Origin of the sequence: Flavilitoribacter nigricans DSM 23189 = NBRC 102662 (assembly GCF_002646595.1) — a bacterium.
In the GTDB taxonomy this organism is placed as follows: domain Bacteria; phylum Bacteroidota; class Bacteroidia; order Chitinophagales; family Saprospiraceae; genus Flavilitoribacter; species Flavilitoribacter nigricans.
This window is the reverse complement of record NZ_PDUD01000061.1, coordinates 1-21,961: the sequence shown is the minus strand read 5'-3', so window position 1 is coordinate 21,961 and position 21,961 is coordinate 1. Positions and strand designations below refer to the sequence as shown.

The following is a 21,961-nucleotide window of genomic DNA, read 5'->3' as shown; positions in this document are numbered from 1 at the left end:
ATGTAAATATCCCTTTGGATTACGCCGGGAACAGCAGAGCGCGTTATTCATCCTCCCCGCTGTTTTGCGCTATCAATAGTCCACTTATTCAATTACTCTATAAATTTACCCGCATCCCCGCGCCGCAGGCGGTGTCCTTCTTTCAAAAAGCAGGGGTTGCGGTAACAATCCCCGGTAAATGAAATAAAGTTGGTAATTTTAAACTACGAAAAACGAAAACCAATTTATGCGATTGATACGGGCAACCATCTCCATCCTACTTATCTGTGGCCTGATCAGCCGGAGCACCGCTCAGGAAAAGCCTTTCCATTTTGAGCAATTTCCCTCCAATGTCATTTTGTCCCACAACTCCATTACGGCCGTGATGCAGGACCACCAGGGATTCCTCTGGCTGGGTACCTGGTCCGGGCTGATGAAATACGACGGCTACGAGGTAAAGCAGTACAAACAGGAACCGGGCAATATCAACGGCCTGGAAAGTAATAAGATCACCACCTTGTTCGAAGACAGTCGGCAGCGCTTGTGGGTGGGTACCCGCAATTCCGGACTTTACCTGTACGATCGCGGTGCGGATCGGTTTATCCAGTTCAAACACCAGCCCGATGATATGAACAGCCTGAGTGACAATAATGTCTGGTCCATCTTTGAGGATCATTTCGGGCAATTCTGGATCGGTACCGAAAAGGGGCTTAATCTTTTCCAGCCGGATGAGCGTCATTTTATCCATTTTACGCACCATCCTTCAGATTCGCGCAGTATCAGTCACGACTTTGTCTATTCCATTTGCGAGACTCCGGACGGCGTCCTCTGGATCGGTACCGAAAACGGCCTCAACCGGATGGTGCGTACAGCCGATGGCCAGGTCGATTATTTTGTTCCCTACACCCTGCTTCCCGAAGGAAAAAGCGTCAGTGATTACCCCTACGCTTTGCCCAATTATATTTTTAAAGTTCAGGCAGTTAAAGGGGTGAAGAGCGGCCTCTGGATCGGTACCAAGGCCGGACTGAAAAGGATGGATTACTCCAGTGAAAATCTGCGGGATTACACCGTTCAATCGCTGCAATTGCACGGCTCTAATCCGAATACTCTCAACAATAGTTTTGTGCTCGACCTGGTTGAGGACCAGAACAACAGCCTCTGGATCGCTACCCTCAACGGACTGCATCTGCTGGATAAAGACAGTGGTCGACTCCAGCGTTTCATTTCGGACGGCAACCATCCTAACATCCTCAGCAATAACAGCGTCCGGGCTCTGTCGATCGACCGTTCGGATAACTTGTGGATCGGTACCGAAGGTGGCTTACACCAGCTCGATCTTTCGGCCAAACCTTTTACTACCATCCGTCCGGATATCTCCGAGAACGTTAGCAATCAGGTCATCACGAGCATTAAAAACGCTGTAGGCAGTGCGGGGATCTGGGTTGGAACGCGCGGCGGTGGACTGAATTATTTCCCGATCCGGGATGGGAAGATCCGGGAAGAGTTGGTCCGTCACTTCTATCTGCAATTACCCAATGCTCCGGAAACCGCCGACTTCATTTCCGACCTGCATATTGACGATGCCGGCAACCTTTGGATCAGTACGCTCGGATCTGGTGTTGTTAAAACCAAAGAGGCAGAGGTGCTCGCCGGGGGATCGGCCATCACCCAACTCCAACAATACGCAGCGGCCGACGGTCTGGACAACCTGCACGATGAACACCTGATGACCATTTCGGGTAGTACTTCGGGTGATACCTGGCTGGGTGCCTGGGATAAAGGGCTACTGCGGTACGATCCTGAAAATGACCGGTTTTTCAATTACAAGACGAGTGCTGACTTTAGCGTTAATTTCGAGGCCTTCCCCAATGTTCAGATCTTTGAACAACGGATCAACGGCCGGGACATTCTCTGGGTGGGTACCCGTGGCGGCGGTCTGCTCAAGCTGGCTTTTGACAGATCAAACAACCTGCTGACCCTGTTGGATAATTACCGCTATCAGATCGATCAGCCGGGCAGCATCAGTAACAACTTCATCAACTGTATTTTCCTGGATCGGGACGGCGATCTCTGGATCGGAACGGAGAACGGGCTCAACAAATGGAACCCCATCAATAATACCTTTTCCTATACTCTGGAAAAAGACGGCCTGCCGAGCGGGATCATCCAATCGATTCAGGAAGATAATGCCGGTCAGATCTGGATCAGCACCCAGAGTGGTATCTCGCGCATTACAAAAAGGCCGGAAACCAACAATTATTACATCAAAAACTTTGATCCGTTCATCGACCTGCAGAGCAACTTTTTTTACGCGGCGGCATCCAGTATCACTCCCGCGGGAGAGATCCTGTTTGGAGGAGCATACGGCCTGACCAGCTTCCCGCCGGAGCAGATCCGGCTCGATTCCGTTGCTCCTAAAGTAGCCCTGACCGAATTTCGGCTGTTCAACCGGGAGATCCCCGTAGGGGAACTGGCCGACGGCCGAACGATCCTGGAGCAAAGTATTGGGCAAACCCAACACCTGGAACTGTCCCACAAAGACAATGTGATCTCCTTTGCGTTTGTCGGCCTGCAGTTCAGCAATCCACAAAAACTAAAATATGCCTACAAACTGGAAGGCTTCGACAACGATTGGATCTATACGGATGCCGACCAGCGGATCGCCCATTATACCAACCTCCCTTATGACGATTTCACCTTTCGGGTCAAGGCGGCAAACAGTGACGGATTCTGGAGCGAGCCTATTTCCCTGGAGCTGACCATCCACCCGCCATTCTGGTTAACCGGCTGGGCTTACCTGCTCTATTTCCTGCTATTTTCGGGTATTCTTTACGGCGCCCTGAAGATCACCAGAATGCGGGCTAATCTGCAGCATAGCCTCCAACTGGAACGCCTGGAAAGAGAAAAGCTGGAAGAAGTCAATCAGATCAAGCTGAGTTTCTTTACCAATATTTCCCACGAGTTGCGTACGCCGCTCACCCTCATTATCAGTCCGCTGGAGCAGTGGATCAAGGAGCGTAAAGCCGATCGCAAACTGCACAATTCCTACGTGCGCATGTATTACAACGCAAACCGGCTACTCACCATGATCAATCAGCTTCTGGACATCCGCAAAAGCGAATCCGGCCTGATGAAGCTGAAGGTTGCCGAAGGTGATCTGGTGAAATTCGTAAAAGAAGTGACCCTGTCTTTTAAGGGGCTCGCCCGGCAGCGGAAGATCGATCTGCAATTTTCGAGCGAAGTGGCAGATCTGTTCGTCTGGTACGATCGGGATCACCTGGAAAAGGTGTTGTTTAACCTACTCTCCAACGCTTTTAAATTCACCCCCGAGGATGGTTTCATCAAAGTTCGTTTAATGGAAGCGGCAGCGGAACAGGCTGGTCAGTGCGCACGGATAGTAGTCCAGGTAACGGACAGCGGCCGGGGAATCCCCCAGGATCAGATCCCTTTTGTGTTTGACCGCTTCTACCAGGTAGAACAAAACAAAGACAAAACGCGTCAGGGCGGAACGGGTATCGGACTGGCCCTCGCCAAAACCATCATCGAACAACACCACGGTGACATCTGGGTAGAAAGTCGTGAACAGGAGGGCAGTTCCTTCTTTTTCAGTTTACCGATGGGCAATGCCCATTTTTCCGAAGACGAGCGGATCCCTGGTTTCCAGGACAGTGAAAACATTTCCCACTACCTGGCTGCGGACAAGATCGCCGATGAACTCAAGGAAGATACGCTCGGGCCACTCCCTTCCGCAGCACCAGCAATGGTTACAACTAAGGCTGATCGCCCCACCTTGCTGATCGTAGAGGATAATCCGGATATACGGGCATACCTCCGGGAAAACCTGGAAGCGGATTATGACATCAAAGAAGCAGAGAACGGAAAAGAAGGACTGGAAAAAGCGCTGGAAGCGCCACCCGATCTCATCCTCGCGGACATCGCCATGCCCGTAATGGACGGCATTGAAATGTGCGGAAGGATCAAATCGGATATTCACACCAGTCACGTACCGGTGATCCTGCTTACGGCCCGCACTTCCCTTATCTTCAAGGTAGACGGACTCGAAACCGGGGCCGACGACTATATCACCAAGCCCTTCAATATGCGGCTGCTTTCCATTCGAATCCGGAACCTGATCCAATCCCGGCGCAAGCTTAAGGATACCTTCGCCAACAACTTTGACCTCAGTCCCAGCGGAGTGGTCATGAACGAACTGGATGATAAATTCCTCAATCAGATCAAAAAGGTCATTGAGAACAACATCGACGATTCCACCTTTTCGGTGGAGCAACTTGCCAGTGCCCTCTTCATGAATCGGATGCAGCTTTACCGCAAGCTCAAGGCGCTTACCGGAAAATCACCGAATAAGATTATCCGGTCTTTCCGCCTGCAACGTGCCGCCCAGTTGCTGGAAACCAAACAGTATAACGTTTCGGATGTAACCTACATGGTGGGATATAACGACCTGAAGTCGTTTCGGGAGCAGTTCAAGAAGGAATTCGGGCGAAGTCCTTCGGAATATGTTTGATATAGTGGTTCTGCCGCTTGAGTGAGTGGCAGAACCACTATACAAAAAATTATGGATTAATTTCTTTCTCTTTTTCCTTCTGCTCGATGATGTGATTCATCAGCTCTTCCAGTTGCTCAGCATCGATCTTTTTGGAAATGATCTCCTTGTTCCGGTCCAGCACGTAGATCTGCGGCGTAGACTTGACGTCGTAAACTTTGGAGAACCGGGAACGGTTATAGGGATCTACCGTATGGAGCCAGTCCGTGATCTCATTTTCTTCGATGTAATCCCAGCAACCCGGCACTTCATCCGTAAACTTCACACAGACTGCCATGATTTTGACGCCCTTGTCCTTGAACTTATCGTAGAACTCCTTCATCACCGGGGTGGACTTTTTACAATGTCCACAATCATAGCGCCAGAAGTAAAGAATGGTGTATTCCGAATCGACCCCGTAAAGATCAACCGAACTGCCATCCTGCTTTTGCAATTTGAGGTCCGGCGCTTTTTTCCCAATCAGCAGCGGCCGGAGCGTATTGGCGTTTTCCAGTATCTTTTTCAACTGCTCTTCTTCCGTCCAGGGTGCCTTTCCCTTGGCATAGTACTTGTCGGCCAGATGCACATAAACGGCATCCATACCCACCACCTTGGAAGTCGCAAAAGAATTAAGGAAATGGATGAGGTAATATTTAAACGTTTCCGATTCCGGATCCAGCTTCTCCAGCACAAAATCAATGGCTTTGGCCAAGGAGTCCGGATGCTGCATCTGCAGCTTATTCACAAAATAATCGATCCGCTGGAACAGGAAGGGAGTACGCAACATGCGCGGATCGGCAATGTCTAGATTATCGAAATAGTGCTGCTTGGTATAGTTCCACTTTTTCATCTGCAGCTCTTCGTCCGAACCCTTGAATTCGGGCATATCCAGGGGCTGCCCGGAGCGGATAATCGCGGCCGTAAAAGAATTGGAGTGTTTCTCCAGGATATTATTTTGAAAAGTGACTACTTCGTCGTTGAGAGCATCCAGCTTTCCCTGCAGGCTCTGCACTTTGGCCTGATCACTACCCGCAGCCTGGATATCGGCCTGGATCTTTTCCACCATCGGACGTTTTTCCGCCAGAAAAGCCAGGTAACCGTAGAACAGTTCATTTTCCTCCGAACCGCTTATTTCCACATTCTGCGCCGGATTAACGGCCGTTGTTTTTACAGTGAACTGCTGATTATTTTGATCAACCAGTACCTGAAAGAAATCATTGTTCGGCGGTAAAACAACCAGATAAAACCCCGGTTCCAGTTCGCCTTCTCCGGAAAAGACCAGATTGCCGGCTTCGTTTACCTGCACCGTATCCTTAATGTATTGTTTATCGCCGTAATGGTAAGCCAGATAAGCTTCTTTTTGCGTGAATCCGTCAATCTTGACGGTGATCTCGTAACCTTCACTCGCAAAAAGGTTGCTCAAACTGATCAAAGCAGCAAAAACAAATAGTATGAATCGTCTTTTCATTGGTATGCTTGATTTAAAAGTGGCGCGGGAGCATAAATCGACCCCGGACTTACTTTATTATACAGGATCATTTGGATAACAAAAAGGGATCCCGGTGTCTACAGAAAAAATACGTTAGAAATCCTTTTTTATTTTAATGTCGGTGATCCAATTTGTTTTATGACGGTCAAAATTACTAAAAGATACTTTTTCGGCCGTACTTGCTACAGATCGGGCATTGATGCGGATCATGCCCCCGGGCCGGACAGTACTGCCGTCCGAAGAAGATGATCTGCAGATGTAACTTATTCCAGTGTTCTCTGGGAAATAAACGTTTCAGATCCGCTTCGGTTTTCACCACGTTCTTTCCGGTGCTCAATCCCCAGCGATAGGCCAGACGATGAATATGGGTATCCACGGGAAAAGCCGGTACCCCGAATGCCTGGGACATTACGACGGAAGCCGTCTTATGCCCGACGCCCGGTAAGGCTTCGAGGGCAGAAAAGGACTCCGGCACCTCACCGTCGTATTCATCGATCAGGATCTGGGACAGATCTGATATAGCTTTCGATTTACGTGGTGATAGTCCGCAGGGCCGGATAATTGCTTTGATGTCCTCCACCGGTTGGCGGGCCATTTCATAAGGATTATCCGCCATTTCGAATAGCTCCGGAGTTACCTTATTGACCCGTTCGTCGGTGCACTGGGCGGAAAGCAATACCGCCACCAACAGCGTGTAGGGATCCTTATGATCCAGTGGTATGGGAGTGGTGGGGTACAATTCGTCAAGGATGGACATAATCCCCTGGACCTTCTCCTTTTTGGAAATACGTTGGGACACGGACTCAATTTTTGATTAAAAAAATAGCCTAAAAATAGGAGTCCGCGAAAATACCGAAAATGCTAGAAAAGTGCAGGGTTTTCAATCGCCGGTATATGTCGGCCCAACAGATCCTGAATGGTGGTTACTGTAAATCCTAATTCCTCGCGGATCATTTCCTGGTTACACAGATCACCACATCGCAGACCGACCAGGTCACGATAATTGGAGTACTCCCAGTCTTCGGGGCTTCTAACAAAGCCCGCCTGCACCGGGTTATTGAGGATATAGGCAAAACAGGTAGAGACGTAATCACTTCCATCGGCCGGTGTACCACTCACCTGCTTGGCCTTGGTCTTTTGCTGAAAAAGGGATCCCGTAAATCCTTCCTGTTTTTGGATGGCACGGGTGTAACTGCTCAGCATCTTTCCCAGTTCTTTACTGAATGCAGTGTTGTTGATCAGCGGATTCGGATTTGGAATTTTTGCGACGGTTTTGCTATTTGCCCTGATCAGGAAATGGAAATGATTGGGCATCAGACAGTAGGCTAGCAGGTCGCAGACGGGAAAAAGGTGATAGCGCACCTTTTGCAGAAAATAAAGGTAATTGCCTCTGTTGAAAAAAATAGGTTGCTTCTGATTTCCACGATTGTACACGTGAAAGATCTCGTTTTCGACGAATTTCATGTTTGAGCGCGTTTTTTCCGCTTAGCGCGGATTTAGTAAAAATGTACGCTCAATTTAAAGAAAAAATTAATTCGAAGCAAGTGGGGCGTGGTTCTGCCACTCGAGTGGCAGGACCACGACTCCACCGCCTGCTGCCCCAAATATTCTAAAACTCCCGAACTTTAATATTCCGGAAATGCACCTCATTACCATGGTCTTGCAGCAGGATATGGCCCTGGGGCAATTCACCGAAAGCCGGCCAGTTTTTGTATTTGCTGTAGGCTACCAGGCCGCGCCACATCTGGGTGCCGCGCTCGTATTCAACGATCTTGTTGCCGTTGAGCCAGTGCTCTACTTTATTGTCCTTGGCTACGATCCGGGCCCGGTTCCACTCTCCGACTCCGCGGAAAGGTTTTCTGTTTCCGGGAACGCTCAGGTTGCTCGCGGTGATGAGGTCGTACAGGGAGCCCAGCGTCCGGTTAGAACTTACGCCCATTTTGGCATCCGGGTGCTTTTCATCGTCCAGGATTTGGTATTCCGGGCCGATCGAAGAACCGGGACCTTTATTCAGTTCGGGATCCACAAAGTATTTGATACCGCTGTTGGCTCCTTCCGTGATCTTGAAGTCTAAGATCAGTTCGAAGTTGCCGAAAATCTCTTCGGTGATGATATCCCCACCGGCTTCGGATTCGGCACCACCGGTTTCCAGCACGGTCAGCACGCCGTCTTCCACCTTCCAGCCGCGGTCCGGGAATTTTTGCCCCCGGGCACTGCGCCAGCCATCGGTCGTTTTACCATCAAACAGCATACGCCATCCCTTACGTTTCTCGTAATCGGTCAGCGTGTTGGGGATCATATTGATCTCCGCGGCGTAGGGCGCAATATCCATGCGGCTCGCTTCCAGATCATCCGTTTTAATCCGAATGTTTCGCCAGCGCACTTCCTTGCCGATCAGGTCCTTGTTTTTACCGATTGAGTGTACCTGGAAAAGGATCATTCCCTCCGAGGTCATATCATCGTTGAGGTTGGCGGTATTTACGCCATTCACCCAGGTGCGGAGTTCCGAACCGATGGCCTCTACCCGGTATTTGTTCCACTGACCGTTCACGAAGGCTTTGCGTCCCGCTTCGTTATTGGCCAAAGGGTAGAGCCAGCCGCGGCGAGCTTCATCGTAGATCCCACCGCTCCAGGCGCGGGTACTGGGATCAATCTCTACCTGGTAGCCATGTACCCGGCCATTCCGATAATCCTCTTTGCTGAGCGAACGAAACTGCACGCCGGAGTTGAGCGGCGGTTCTACCAAAACTTCAAATTCCAGTATGAAATCGCCGTAAGTCTTACCATTGGTCAAAAAAGTGTTGGGGGTATTGTCCTTGGAAACTCCGACCAGTACACCATCCTCCACGTGGTATTCGGCTTCTCCGTTTAATTTTTTCCATCCGTCCAGGTCTTTTCCGTTGAACATCTCGGTCCAACCATCATTTTGTGCTTGCAGGCCGAAGGCAAACAGACAGCCTAACAATAAAAGACAACTTTTTCTCATTTTTAACTTTGATTTATTTACTGCTAAGGACGGTACAATGAACTACCCTCCTTACATTTTTTGACTTTTTTATGGATAGGATTAAAGATCGGAGGGCCCCTTTCTCCCCCAAAGGATAAAACATTCCAAATAATCTTAATTATATTCGTAGCCTGAAAAGGTCACCAAATCACCGGAAAAACCCAATCCTGGCATGGACAAAGCTGCTGCTATACAGCGCATAAGACAAGAACTGGCAGAGGGAAATATTGAAGCAGCCCTGCAATTACTTATCGATAATCTTCAACCGGAAAGAAAATCGCTCCGGGATCTCAATAACCGGGCTTTGCAGGCTAAAGCCCAGCTGGAAAAAACCCAGAAGGACGAACTTCAGGGAGTCATCTCTTTTGAGAACAGTAAGCTGAGTTACAATCAGATCACCCAACAAACCATCAACCTGGTGGACGAATGGGAAGATCCTTCCCTGGCTCCTCCCCCACTACCCAGTCCCAAAAAGAAGTTTACGCCCCAGATGACGCTCGTTGCCGCGGTTTTAGTCGTCTTTGTGGGGATCATTATCTGGCAACTGCTGGCCCGCGGTGAGCAGGCGGACAGTACGGAGGAAGTAACCCACGCCACGGAAAGCTGCCCGGAATTTAAAGATGATATTTTCAGTATCATGGTCCTGCCGTACCTGCCCCTGCACGATCCGGCGGCCACGGATTCCCCGCACAGGCCCCTGGCCATTCGGCTGAATCGCTACAAACGAGGCTTCTCCGGATCATTCAACACCGAAGTATTCAGTAAGGATCAGCCCCGTCCGGAAACAGACCAGTTAGCCGTTCAGGCTGCGGAAGACTGCCTGGCGAAACTAGCGATCTGGGGAGAATACGAACACCTGACTCCGGATAAAAATAGCACCATCATTACCACCAGCTACCAATATCTTTCTTCCGCGGATAATTTCAACTTTACAATGCTGGACCTCGACTCCAACGCTGAAGTGGAAGAAACCGAGCGTTCTTCGAGTATACCGTCCCACGGTATTTTTATCGACACCGTCCAAAATTATTCCGAGATCATCAACAAAGCCGAAGTCACCGGCCCCCTGGAAGCGCAACTGCGTCTCCTATTTGGGGTAGCCCTCGTGGAAAGCGGCACCAACCGCGAAGAGGCGATCGAACTACTGGAGGAAGCCGATGTACAGGATTCTTCCACTGTTCTGCTTAGGGAAATGGCACTCGCAGATGCGTATATGCACCAGGGTGAGGAAGCCAAGGCAGTAGAAGCTTACGACCGGGCCCTGAAAACCCATCCGGATTACTGGTTTGCCGTCAATAACCGGGCGATGCTTTATTACCAAAAAGGAGAGTACGACGTCACGCTGGAAGCTCTGGACGAAAAGCTGGAAAAAGAACCCAACAACATCACCGCACTGAGCCTGCGGGGCAGCGTCCGCCTTAAAACCATGCAACTCAAAGAAGCGGAAGAGGACCTGGAAAAAGCCGAACGGCTCAGCGAAAGGGAGAATGATCCGGAACAACGCCAGTACATTCGGAAAAAAATTGAAATACTGGAAGAAAAGAAAGCCACTGAGAACCGCCGGGTGATCAGCGCTAACCAGTTACTGAGTAACGAACCGAACAATATCAACGCACTTACCGACCTGGCCGAGGCCAACCGGAATCTCGGAAACTACCCCGTTGCCAAGCAGGTAGCCACCAAGATCCTGGACCTCGATGGAGACAATATCAAAGCCATTGCCATCAAACTCGAAAGTGCCGATAAAACCCGCGATACCCGGGCCGTTACCAACCTGAGAAGGGAGGTCAAACAAATGGATACGACCAGACAAAATCTGATCATTCAGGAGCGCCCGATCATCCGGGCAATTCTCGGTAATACTGCGATCCAGTAATACAATCGCTGCCTGCTGTCCTAAAATTGGAAAAGCCCGAAATCACGGTGGACTCCGGGCTTTTATCCTGCTGTTTTCAAGCTTTATATCTTACTCGAGGTAGATCTTCTGATTGGGGATAACCACTTCGTTGGCATCCAGCCGGTTCAACTGGCGTAGTATATTCACCGTCGTACCGTACTGGCGGGCGATGTCGTACAGATCCTCACCATCCTTTACAATGTGGCTCCGTTTGATCCCCGAAGACTGGGTGGTATTATCGTAAGTGTTGACCCCGCGTATTCCGGTATTGTTGTAGTTGGAATAGCTGGACGGCGTCGTTGCCGCATTATTGTAATTATTGTTCGGCGCGGTCAAAGTACCCGTAGCCGGTACCGGGATATCACTATAACTACTGAAAGGCCGGGTATTTGGATTGCTGGTCCCTTCTTCGTAACTCGACGGGGAGGGATACGAATAGTTATTCACCGGCGTAGTTGTGGTAGTTGTGTTTTGATAAGGATTGGGAGCAGCGGTATTAGTATTACCGGCAGCGTAAGGATTGATGGACCGGGGTGTCAACGTATTGGTATTCGCATTGGTCGTTGGCACATCCGGACAGTCACAATCATTGGTTTTCAGCTGTTGTCCGATCTTTGGGTACTCATTGGCCTGCAGGCCGTTCATTTCCCGAAAGCGATCTTCTGTGTAGCCATATTTCATGGCAATGGATGCTACCGTTTCTCCGGTACGTACGGTATGGTATTCCTGATTAACGGCATTTACTCCTTTCACCGACAGGCGCTGTCCATTGTCAGCATAAGGAGCCGGCATGTTATTGCCGGTATTGGCCGAAGCGATACTGGCCCTTTGGGCGTTAGAGGAGGTAGCGGGAGCTCCCGCCGGATCGCTCACGATCAACTGCCGACCTTTATAGATCGTATTGGATTTTAAATTATTCCATTTTTTCAGATCACTGATCGATACGTCGTATTGTTTGGAAAGACGGTATAAGGTTTCACCTTTGGCGATCAGGTGCATCTGAGGCGCACTATTGGAAACATTGGTATTCAGCGTCCCGACATTGCTTGCCGCCGGAGTATTGGTAACGGGGCTCTTGATCACCATATCGGGTTCCTGGTCGTACACCGTTGCCGGAGTAACGTCCGATCCGTAAGGCGATACCACCATGGGGCTCGCGGCCAGTCCACCCTGCTCATTACAGATCATCTGAATGCGGGTTTGCAAGGGTATGCCGTTGATACTTTCCAGTTTGATAGCGTTGCTCAAAGCTTCATCCAGGGTAAATCCGGAACGTTCTTCGGTGATGCCCACCTTAGGAATGAAAACCAGATCCATGTGCGGTTTGGCGGAGCGTGGTGCAAACTGACGGAAAATATAGGCTCCCAGGCAGTTTTCCTCCATACGTCCTTCGAAGAATACTTCCCGCTGGGTAGAAGGTACCGCAATGTTCTCCCCTACCGTACCATTTTCCAGATCAAAGCGAAAATCGTACTTGGGAGAATCGAAAGCCAGAACTTTATCATTGTACTGGTACTCACCGGCCATGGACACCTGGGTAATGGTGTGCCGGCCGTTGGACAGTGCGTTGATCATAAAAACTTCATCCACCCCGCGGTTAATATTTTCCACCATTCTGGCATCAAAAATACCGGTACTACAACCGATCACGGGAGTCGGCATATTGCCGCGGTATTCGCCACTTTCCTGCCCTACTTCCAGCAGAATGCGTTCACCGGGTGCTACGTTTACCTGGTAAACAATATAGGAGCCAGGCTGAGATACCTGCCTGTATTCCAGGCGATCCATACAATTTTCATCAAAAAGGATGAAGACTCTTTCCGCTTTTGCCAGACTTACCGAAAGGAAAAGGAAAGATAATAGCCATAAGGATTTCCGAATATGCATAATGGATGATTTTCTTTACATGAAGAACGGAAGATGGTTCAACGTTTTGTGCAAGTTTTCAGATAAAGCTAAGTGTCAAGTGTAAGGTTATTGAAACCAGTAATTTACATAAAACTAAACACATAAATTAAATTCTTAACGTTGGCCGCTGACAAAATGTTGTCTTTCTTCCATTTACTTTGTTAGCAGCACCGGTCTTGCCCCGTCTGCGAACTCCCGTCCCTGGCAAACAGGCCGCTTCGCTGCCGGGCACCGGCCGGAGCCTTAGTGTTTGATAATCCGCCAACTACCACTACCCAGTGCACTTCTTCCCAGCAGAAAATAAGCCCCTGATGGGTATTCTCCCAGGTCCAGCATCCGGGGGCGATCCAGCTCGTAGGTCCGGAGAAGTTGTCCCCGGGCATCAAAGAGATACAGGTCCAGAGGAAACAGTTCCGGATGATTACTGTCCAGACGCAGCGGTCCCGAAGTCGGATTGGGGCTGAGTTGCAGGTACGGCCGTAGGGCATGATCTTCAACTTTGGTGGTAAAGACCAGTACCGTCTGAGTGACCGAATTGGCACAACCGCCGTTTTGCAGATTGAGTGTAACATCGTAAGCTCCGGGTCCCGGAAAGGTATGAATCGGATCCTTTTCATTGCTACTGCTCCCGTCATCAAAGGACCAGATATGCGTAAGCGATGCATTTGCGGTACTGGAAAAACTTACCGAAAGGCCATCTATCTGGTAAGAAAATGCTGGCTGAGGAAGAGAAAAAACTTTTACAGCCTTTTCTCTGGTTTGGGTGCTGGTTCCCAGCTCGCCGGAAACCGTCAGGGTCACATCGAATTCACCGGGTACCTCGTAAACTACAACCGGATTGGGTTCCGATGAAGTAGACGGGTTGCCGCCGGGAAAACTCCACTGGTAGGTATCGTAAACCCCTTCGGACTGATCGATCCACTGCACGGTGACCGGTACACATTTAGAACCGGAAGATTCCGCTTCAAAGGCTGCGACCGGTCCTCCGCCAAAAACGATCAGCTGAACGGTAGAATCCTGCCCACATTCGCTCCGGGCCACCAATTGGACCTGGTAGCTTCCGTAAGATGGGAAGGTAAATTCCGGCTCCGGTTCCGTACTACTGTAATCCGGCAACTCCTCGATCGTCCACTGGTAGGCGGTAGCTCCGAAGGAAGAATTGATAAAATTGACGGTCAGGCCGTCCAGATCGTATGCAAAACCCGCCGTGGGGCCATCACTAACTTCTACCCGGATCACATCGGAACGCTGCGGTTCCGTACAGTCCGTATTGATCTCCAGTTGGAAATCCTTACTGACGGACAACTGATCGATCGATAGATTGGGCGAACTCGTACCGCTTATGCCGTTTCCTTCCACCAGTTCAATCCAGTCACCACCCTGATTGACCCACCACTGATAACTCACTTCCAGATTAGTGGGTGAGATGCCAACCATCAGATCCAGCGAATCGCCCGGGCAGATGACCGTATCTGCGGTCAGACCGGTAAACTCCAGGCCAAAAGCTGTCGAAGGCATTTTGATACCCGCCATTTCCAGGATCCCCGGTTCTCCGCTCTGACCACCGTTCGGGCCTTCCGGGCACTCGCTCGATCCCGTGGAAAGCCCGGGTTCGCCACCAGCAAGATCAGCTTCGATCAGCGTACTGGTGCTGTAGACGCTACCGCCACTGCCGCCGCCGCCGGGGCCCATGCACCGGTTGGATTGATTATTCACATTGCCGCCCCGGCCACCCCGGGCGCTCACCGCCGGTGTACCGGAAACAATATCCACTTCCAGTATGATCGTGCCGCCGCTACCACCGCCACCCGCACCGTCGCCGGAAGCCTGCAGTCCATCCGCTCCGTCGGAAAGGATCGCTCCGGTATTGAACTGCAGTTCGCCTGCTTTGATCAGGATAATGCCGCCGCCGTTCCCGCCGGAACTCATACTGGTATTGTTGCGGTGCCCCGCACCACCACCGCCGCCCATGAACCAACGGTCCGGGCCGTAGTCGAGCGGGAATCCGGCCAGTCCGGGAAAATTGCCACTACAGCCGAAAAACGAGGGCTCTCTGTTTTCGCCACCGTTCCCGCCGGACGTTCGGTTACTACCTCCGCCGCCACCGGCATTATGTGAATTTGAGCCGCCTCCTCCGTTGGCCTGCCGGCCGCGACCGAATTCCCGGCCCGGCACCAGAGGAATTATGCCCTCCCCTTTGGGTGCCCCCCGCCAGTTGCCGGCCTCATAAAAATACCGCCGGAAGGCAGTGGTCAGATTGCAGTTATCATCGGCAGCCTGTACGGATTGTCCGCCCCGAAAGCCCATGGCACTTGCGTTGATATCGGCCGCCAGTTCGAGAGTGCCGCTCACTTCCAGGGCCAATACGCCGCCGAGCGCACCGTCCCAGGGCAAAGGGGTTAATTCGGAAGTTACCACCGCATCCGCATAGGTGGGCACACCGACCAGTTGTACGATCCCGGAAAAATCATAACCCGGAGAAATCGGGTCCATCAAAGTGATCTCATTACCCTGGATGGCTTCGATGTGGGTCCAGTCGTAAAGCCCGGCCGTCAGTTCTTCAGCGCTGACGGCGCCAAAAGAGGCATCATCCTCTATGACCATCTGGCCTCCCTGCATACCGATCAGCAAGACCCGCTGGCCGACGGTAAAACTCCCGGCATCTGCTACCTGGATGACATTCGGGCAACCGGGCTGATCCAGTACACGGGTATATTGGTTAATGACTCCTCCGATCTCCGTTTGGGAAAACGCAGACAGGGCAGACAGGAAGACAAAGTTTAACATCAGGCCATAGCGGAATATGGCGCGGCGGATAGTTAGCTCAGTTAACATTCGTTTCTGGGAATTTATGCGTGAAAATCTCTATACCTCAAAACGTTTGATGAACCAGCAAAGAACGACATTGTTCGATGGAATCATGCCCAAACGGGCGTTAAATATCCCGGCAGGTGATAAAATTAACGGTGCAGCCGGGGCTGTAGATGACTGGACCTGAGGCGAAAGATAATGCTTTCCGGATTTATGCCCGTTCCGATCGCTCCTTTTTTGAATGAGGGAAAATTAAGTCCGGGCGAATGCCGGGCAAATATGGATCCGGGTCTTGCCGGCATCCTGTAATACCGCCGGCAAACCCTAAATAATGAGCTGTTAAAGCCGGCTGCGGGGCGGCAAAACTCGAAATCAATCCTGCGGCTTTCCTTAGAAAACCATATATTAGAGTTCTTTTATATTAAGAACATGTTGTGAGCTCCTTTTAACCTATTACCTATGACACGCTATCTACTTGTATTTTTGGTATTCAACCTTTTTACTACGCTTACTTCGGCCCAGCAAACCATGCGGGAACGTGCGGATAACTTTTACAAACTGGGGGAAGATGCCCTGGTGAAAAAGAATTTTCGACAGGCGGCAAGACAGTTTGAACGGGCCATTAAAACAGACACCAGCTTCATCGCAGCCTACCGACTACTGGGGACCAGCTACGAATTGATGAACGACTATAAAAGCGCCGTTCAATATTACCGGGAAACCCTCGATCGGGATTCCATGTTTTCCCGGGCGCTGTATTACCAACTGGCCGACGCGCTTTACAAGACCAAGCGCTACCCGGAGGCCATGGATTATTTCCAAAAATATTACGCACTGCAAAGCTACGGACCGGACCGTTTCGGCTTCAACGGTATCGCCGAAGAGGAAATGGAAGAGCGCTTTCGCAAACAACTGGACGGCAATCTGAAAGCCGTGCAGGTGGCTATGGATTCCATCAAGTTCATGCAGGTAGCCGAGATCGTCAACCTCGGTTCGGGAGTGAACAGTACCGATGAAGAAGTATTTCCGGCGCTCACCACCAACCGGGATTATTTGTACTATACCCGCTTTAAGGAAGGCACCAACTCAAATGACGATCTGCTGATCAGTCAGTACAGTGAAAAGACCGAACGCTGGGGAGAAGGCCGGTCCATGCAAAAATTCAATACCCGCAACCCGGAGGGCTACAGTTCTTTGATGCGGGACAGCCGGAGTATGTACCTCACCGTCTGCGGCCGGGAGGGCGTAGCCGGATCCTGCGATATCTGGCAGGCCGTAGTCAAGGGAGATAAAATCGATCGCATCCAGCCCATCGAAGGCCTCGTGAATTCGGATTACTGGGACGGACAGGCTTCCGTGAGCTGCGACGGGCAAACCCTGTTCTTTGCCAGTCAGCGCCCCGGTGGCGTAGGCGGAGCGGATATATGGATGAGTGAACGGATGGAAAACGGGTACTGGGGCCGACCGGTCAATCTGGGTAATAAGATCAATACCGACGGACACGAACAGGCGCCCTACATCACCGATGATGGAAAGACTTTATATTTTGCTTCCAGCGGACATCCGGGTATGGGTGAGGAAGATATCTTCATGAGCTGGAAGGATCACAATACCGGTCAGTGGTCCATTCCCATCAACCTGGGCCCACCGATCAACACGGGATTCCGGGAAACGGGCTTTTTCCTGTCCGCCAGCGGAAAATCCGGTTACTTTTCTTCCGATCGCAGCGGTGGACTGGGCGGTCTGGATATCTACCGCTTCGAACTGAACGAAAAGCTTTCCAGCGATACCATGACCTTTGTGGAAGGTTTTGTCCTGGACTCCATCATGATGACTCCCATTCCGGGAGCGACCGTACAATTGGGCGAACGTCCTCCGGTAGTGGCGGATGAAGACGGCCGCTTTTTTATCTGCGCTTACGCTAATGAATGGATCGATATGGCCGTAACCGATCAGGAAAACTACCACCCGTACCGGGCGCACACACTGATCCCAACCTGGGAGAAAGACAGCTATTACGATATAGATCTCCGGCTGAAGCCCAAACGGGATCTGGCCCGAAAATCGCCGCTCCCCGTACCACCGGCCGATTCCACGGAGATGAAGAAGAAAAAGGAAGAAAAAGTATACGAACATACGGTCTTCTTCGGCTTCGATAACTTTGACCTTACCTCCGAAGAGTTGAACAAGCTGGGCGATTTTGTCCTTAAATTTTCCGATAAAGAGATCGTTAAATCGGAAGTGTTCGGGTACGCCGACAACATCGGGACCGATATTTATAACCTCCGCTTGTCAGAAGAACGGGCCAAAGGCGTTGCCATGTATCTGGTGAAAAACGGGATCACGATCGATCAGATCTACATGGAAGGTAAAGGGGAACTGGATAACGAAAATCCTAAGTCCAGAAACCGGCGGGTGGAGATCCGGGTGGTGATATTCGAGTAGATTCGACTCCTGTCCATTTTGAAACCGGCGGTCATTCGACGAGCTGCCGGTTTCCAGATGGCCTCCAAGCCTTAAAAGCAAATTGCGCTTTGCTTACGCACCTGCCAGTTTACCATGAAAGCATTTTTTCTCGACATTTTTGCCTACCACCACCATTTCAACTTAAAACTTCTGGAGGAGATCACGGCCCACCGGGAACAACTTCCCCCCGGCGTATATCCCATGTTCTGTCACTGCCTGAACGCCCACCAGATCTGGAATGCTCGCATTTTGGACGGTAAACCTTACGGCGTACAACAGCTCCACGAGCCGGATCAATGCCGGGAGATCGACACCACCAATTATGCCGCTACGCTCCGCATCATCAACGAGGTCCCACTGGATCGTCCCGTGGAATACCAAAATTCGAAAGGGGTGAAATTCCGGAACAGCGTTCAGGAGATCCTGTTCCATATCAACAATCACCATACCCACCACCGGGGGCAGATCGTCGCTGATTTTCGCCGGAGCGGAATTGCGCCGCTGGTTACCGATTATATTTTTTACAAACGGTAGACGATACTGAAAGCTGCTTTCGCTAGGAAGCAGCCTATAGCGTTAAAAATAGGTACAGAGCAGGAGGAAAATCCGCGCTTTTGAGCCCGGCTAGCGGTTTTAGGACTGATTCTTAGCGGTATTTTCGTAGCTTCACCCCGAAAATTACCTCAACACCTAAGAATAACCAACTTTGCAATACGAAGACATACGCCCATACTACGACAATGAATACCAGTCGGTTATCAAAAAACTACTGCAGGAGCAGGCTTTTTTAAACGCTATCCATAACTACTTTCCGGAATATCCGGAGGAGCAGATAAAGGCAGTATTTCTTTCCTGCCAAAGCATCCGTGATTTTCAGCAGCGCATTGTTTCCACGGTGGTTGATAAGATCATCAAAAATTCACTGACCGATCTGAATTTTACCGGCATCGAAGCCCTGGATCCCGATCAGACCTACCTTTTCATGTCCAACCACCGGGACATCGTACTCGACTCGGCCTTCCTTAATTACGGATTGAACAAAGCCGGCCTAAAAACGAGCGAAATTGCGATCGGCAGTAATCTGTTGGGTATCGATTGGGTACGGGACCTGGTCCGGATCAACAAGAGCTTTATCGTCAAACGCAACCTCCCGAACCAGGAAATGCTGGAGGCATCCAAAACCCTTTCGGCCTACATTGATTACACCATTCACGAAAAAGGAGAATCCATCTGGATCGCCCAGCGGGAGGGCCGTGCTAAAGACGGAAATGACAAGACCAATCCCGGTCTGCTCAAAATGCTTGGACTGGGGGTAGACCAGCCGCTGCTCGACCATCTCATGGGGCTCAATATCGTTCCGGTGAGCATCAGCTACGAATACGATCCCTGCGACAACCTCAAAATTCCCGAACTCATCGCTAAATCCCAGGGAGAGACCTATACCAAAAAGTCGGGAGAAGACGTCTACCACATGCTTTGCGGTATCCAGGGATTCAAAGGTCGGGTGCAGGTAACCTTCGGCCGGCCGATCCGGCCGGAAATGGAGAAGCTTACCGAGATCCGCAATCGGAATATGCAGCTGCGGGGTGTAGCTAATATTATCGACCAGCAGATCTACCACAATTACCGCCTTTGGGCCAATAACTATATCGCAGCCGACCTGCTGCGGGAAACCAATCACTGGCAAGATCACTATACCGAAGAGGAATTAGCTAACTTTCAAGCGTATATCGACGAGCGACTGGGTGATTTTGGAGCCCAGCCCGCCGCCCGCCGCCTGTTCCTGGAAATGTACGCCAACCCGGTCTTCAACCACGCGGCGGCGGAAGAATAGCCACAGGAAATACCGTAAATCTATTTACAGCATCCACTATAAACACCTCACCCCATCTGCCGTCCGGCAAATGGGGTGAGATCTGGCATGCGGGATCATTGAGGACAGCCCGGGCCATCCGGTACCGATCAGCTGAAAGGCAAAAGATCCGGTTCCAGGTATTCCCGCTTGGCGCGCGGGAGCCGCAGGATAAAATGGCTGTAATGGGCATTCAGCAGATCCTTAAAGTTGGTCTTAAGCCGGGGGAATTCCCGGATAAACCCGCTAAAAGTATCCGAAACTGACTTTTGCCGAAAGTGATGTACAGCCCGTACCGCCGCTACCGTCAGGGTACGGTGAAATTTGGTCCCGTCCCCGTGCAGGCGATCGAAGGCCTGGATCTGGTCACATACATTCACACAGGCCTGCTCTACTCCGTAGCGTCCGGTGTGGATCCAGGCGAGGCGAATGTGTGCTTCGTGGCTGAACAGAGCGGGATCGAGACTTCCGTCGCGAAATTGATACTCAAACTGTCCATCGGTGAGGTTTAGGTGGCTTTCCATAGTATTTAGTTTTTCTGATTGACCTGCAAGTTAACGGGCCAACCGGCCAATATCAAGCTAAAATGATCCCTAGGCGAGCCAGTTGAGCCAGTGGTTAATCATTTTGAGTAGACTCCAGCCAATGTTTTAATCGCTGGTACACCGGCCGCCGGAACGGCACCACGATTTCCAGCAGATCATCCATAGACATCCACTTCCAGTCGCGGAATTCTTTATCCTTCACGTTTTCCAGGTCCAGCTGAATATTGTCATCAAGGACCTGAAAGAAAAACCAGCGCTGGACCTGCCCCCTGCCCGTTTTGGTACTGCGCCAGTCCTCCGGCAACTCATAACCGACCCACTCCGGCAGTTCACTCAGAAAGCGGATGTCCCGCCCGGTAACCAGGCCCGTTTCTTCTTCCAATTCTCGTTCTGCCGTCTTTAGCAGCGCTTCTCCGGGATCAACGCCTCCTTGCGGGAATTGCCACGCCCCCTGCTGTCTTCTGCGCTCCAGGGCCAGTACCTGGCCTTGCGAGTTTACAACGACCACACCGGCATTGGCGCGGAAATAACGATCAACATCCTTTTCAGCTAAAGGGTTCTTGCTTGCCATTTTAAAATGCTTGTAATTGTTATCCGTAAAACCGGCTCCCTGAACTATTGACGGACTTTACCGGACAGCACGCTCACTTTGGAATTGAACGGATTGCCGGAAGAGCGCCGAAAAGTAACGACCTGGCCAACGTGCCAGAGGGCATCGGAGATCGGCCCGTTGATCTGATTCCAGAAAGGTAGCTCGGACCGGGATTCTCCCCGCTGAAAAATGATTGGATACTCATCCAGGGTACCGCTACCGCTTTTGAGGATGTTGCTGGCTTCCTGTAGATTTTCCAGGGTTCTTTTACGCTTCCCGTCAAAGGTAGTCGGAGCTTCTGCCCCACCTCCATCGTTGGGCACCTGTTTCACGGAATTCAGGATAATATTGGTCAACCCCAAAATATGATCAATAGTTTCCTCGCTGGTCCGGGCGCCTTCACTCGGCTGGTAGCTCAGGTCTTCGGGTCGCAATCCTTCCGTAGCCCAGTAATAGCGAAACCCAAGTCCGTCGATCATTCTGGCGGCTACTGTTTCGGCAGTAAAGGTTTCCGGATTTTCCGGGATTTCGTAATACGGAAGCGTAGGATCATCCACGGCAATTTTTAGCTGCGCATCCTGAGCGATCAGCAATTGCCCCGTTCCCGCCAGGATCAGCAGGCTAAGCAATAAGTTTTTCATACGTTTATAACAGTTTGGTGAGATATAAAGCGAGGTCGTCATTGACCTCAACTTCTTGACCGAAAGTCAAAGATATAGAATCTTTTACCAACCCTCTTCCGTCGGGCACATACGTGTGTATAACAAATTGCACAATCAAGCAGCCGCAGCGATAACTGCCTTGACCAGGTTCCAAGCGCCGCTATGCTTGTAGCACCTCAGGTTGGCGATGGCTTGAGCGCCTTGCACCGA

Annotated in this window: 14 protein-coding genes; 5 read left to right on the top strand and 9 right to left on the bottom strand. The window is 50.9% G+C overall.

What is annotated here, in order from left to right; all coding sequences use genetic code 11:
* Positions 1 to 226 precede the first annotated feature (226 nt).
* Positions 227 to 4,504, top strand: coding sequence for a hybrid sensor histidine kinase/response regulator transcription factor (locus CRP01_RS38455; RefSeq protein WP_099155427.1), 4,278 nt, complete (start codon positions 227 to 229; stop codon positions 4,502 to 4,504).
* Between the two features lie 49 nt (positions 4,505 to 4,553).
* Here the strand turns inward: CRP01_RS38455 and CRP01_RS38450 are convergent, their stop codons facing one another.
* The 4 genes from CRP01_RS38450 to CRP01_RS38435 all read right to left on the bottom strand — a co-directional run bounded on the left by CRP01_RS38450 (position 4,554) and on the right by CRP01_RS38435 (position 8,997).
* A complete protein-coding gene (locus tag CRP01_RS38450) occupies positions 4,554 to 5,990 on the bottom strand; it encodes a TlpA family protein disulfide reductase (RefSeq protein WP_099155426.1) in 1,437 nt (478 codons plus the stop codon).
* A gap of 175 nt (positions 5,991 to 6,165) precedes the next feature.
* Positions 6,166 to 6,810, bottom strand: a complete 645-nt coding sequence (nth, locus tag CRP01_RS38445; protein WP_233752831.1) for an endonuclease III — start codon at positions 6,808 to 6,810, stop codon at positions 6,166 to 6,168.
* Positions 6,811 to 6,872: 62 nt separating this feature from the next.
* A complete protein-coding gene (locus tag CRP01_RS38440; protein ID WP_099155425.1) occupies positions 6,873 to 7,475 on the bottom strand; it encodes a hypothetical protein in 603 nt (200 codons plus the stop codon).
* 145 nt (positions 7,476 to 7,620) lie between these two features.
* Positions 7,621 to 8,997 carry a 3-keto-disaccharide hydrolase gene (locus tag CRP01_RS38435; protein ID WP_099155424.1) on the bottom strand — a complete coding sequence of 459 codons (1,377 nt, stop codon included), beginning with the start codon at positions 8,995 to 8,997 and terminating at the stop codon, positions 7,621 to 7,623.
* A gap of 193 nt (positions 8,998 to 9,190) precedes the next feature.
* Here CRP01_RS38435 and CRP01_RS38430 point away from each other — a divergent pair, with 193 nt between their 5' ends.
* Entirely contained in the window at positions 9,191 to 10,894 is a 1,704-nt protein-coding gene (locus CRP01_RS38430; RefSeq protein ID WP_099155423.1) for a tetratricopeptide repeat protein, read from the top strand.
* A gap of 90 nt (positions 10,895 to 10,984) precedes the next feature.
* On the opposite strand, the gene CRP01_RS38425 is transcribed toward CRP01_RS38430, so the two are convergent.
* Entirely contained in the window at positions 10,985 to 12,802 is a 1,818-nt protein-coding gene (locus CRP01_RS38425) for a LysM peptidoglycan-binding domain-containing protein (RefSeq protein ID WP_099155422.1), read from the bottom strand.
* Positions 12,803 to 13,066: 264 nt separating this feature from the next.
* Positions 13,067 to 15,658, bottom strand: a complete 2,592-nt coding sequence (locus CRP01_RS38420; RefSeq protein ID WP_099155421.1) for a PKD domain-containing protein — start codon at positions 15,656 to 15,658, stop codon at positions 13,067 to 13,069.
* 435 nt (positions 15,659 to 16,093) lie between these two features.
* Between CRP01_RS38420 and CRP01_RS38415 the strand changes: the two genes are divergently transcribed.
* The 3 genes from CRP01_RS38415 to CRP01_RS38405 all read left to right on the top strand — a co-directional run bounded on the left by CRP01_RS38415 (position 16,094) and on the right by CRP01_RS38405 (position 19,934).
* Positions 16,094 to 18,079, top strand: coding sequence for an OmpA family protein (locus tag CRP01_RS38415; protein ID WP_099155420.1), 1,986 nt, complete (start codon positions 16,094 to 16,096; stop codon positions 18,077 to 18,079).
* A 114-nt stretch (positions 18,080 to 18,193) separates the two neighbouring features.
* On the top strand, positions 18,194 to 18,634 hold the full coding sequence (locus CRP01_RS38410; RefSeq protein WP_099155419.1) for a DinB family protein: 441 nt from the start codon (positions 18,194 to 18,196) through the stop codon (positions 18,632 to 18,634).
* A 172-nt stretch (positions 18,635 to 18,806) separates the two neighbouring features.
* A complete protein-coding gene (locus CRP01_RS38405) occupies positions 18,807 to 19,934 on the top strand; it encodes a 1-acyl-sn-glycerol-3-phosphate acyltransferase (protein WP_099155418.1) in 1,128 nt (375 codons plus the stop codon).
* A 128-nt stretch (positions 19,935 to 20,062) separates the two neighbouring features.
* On the opposite strand, the gene CRP01_RS38400 is transcribed toward CRP01_RS38405, so the two are convergent.
* The 3 genes from CRP01_RS38400 to CRP01_RS38390 all read right to left on the bottom strand — a co-directional run bounded on the left by CRP01_RS38400 (position 20,063) and on the right by CRP01_RS38390 (position 21,730).
* Positions 20,063 to 20,476, bottom strand: a complete 414-nt coding sequence (locus tag CRP01_RS38400) for a hypothetical protein (RefSeq protein ID WP_099155417.1) — start codon at positions 20,474 to 20,476, stop codon at positions 20,063 to 20,065.
* Positions 20,477 to 20,570: 94 nt separating this feature from the next.
* On the bottom strand, positions 20,571 to 21,068 hold the full coding sequence (locus tag CRP01_RS38395; protein WP_099155416.1) for an RNA pyrophosphohydrolase: 498 nt from the start codon (positions 21,066 to 21,068) through the stop codon (positions 20,571 to 20,573).
* Positions 21,069 to 21,112: 44 nt separating this feature from the next.
* Positions 21,113 to 21,730, bottom strand: coding sequence for a hypothetical protein (locus CRP01_RS38390; RefSeq protein WP_099155415.1), 618 nt, complete (start codon positions 21,728 to 21,730; stop codon positions 21,113 to 21,115).
* Positions 21,731 to 21,961: the final 231 nt, after the last annotated feature.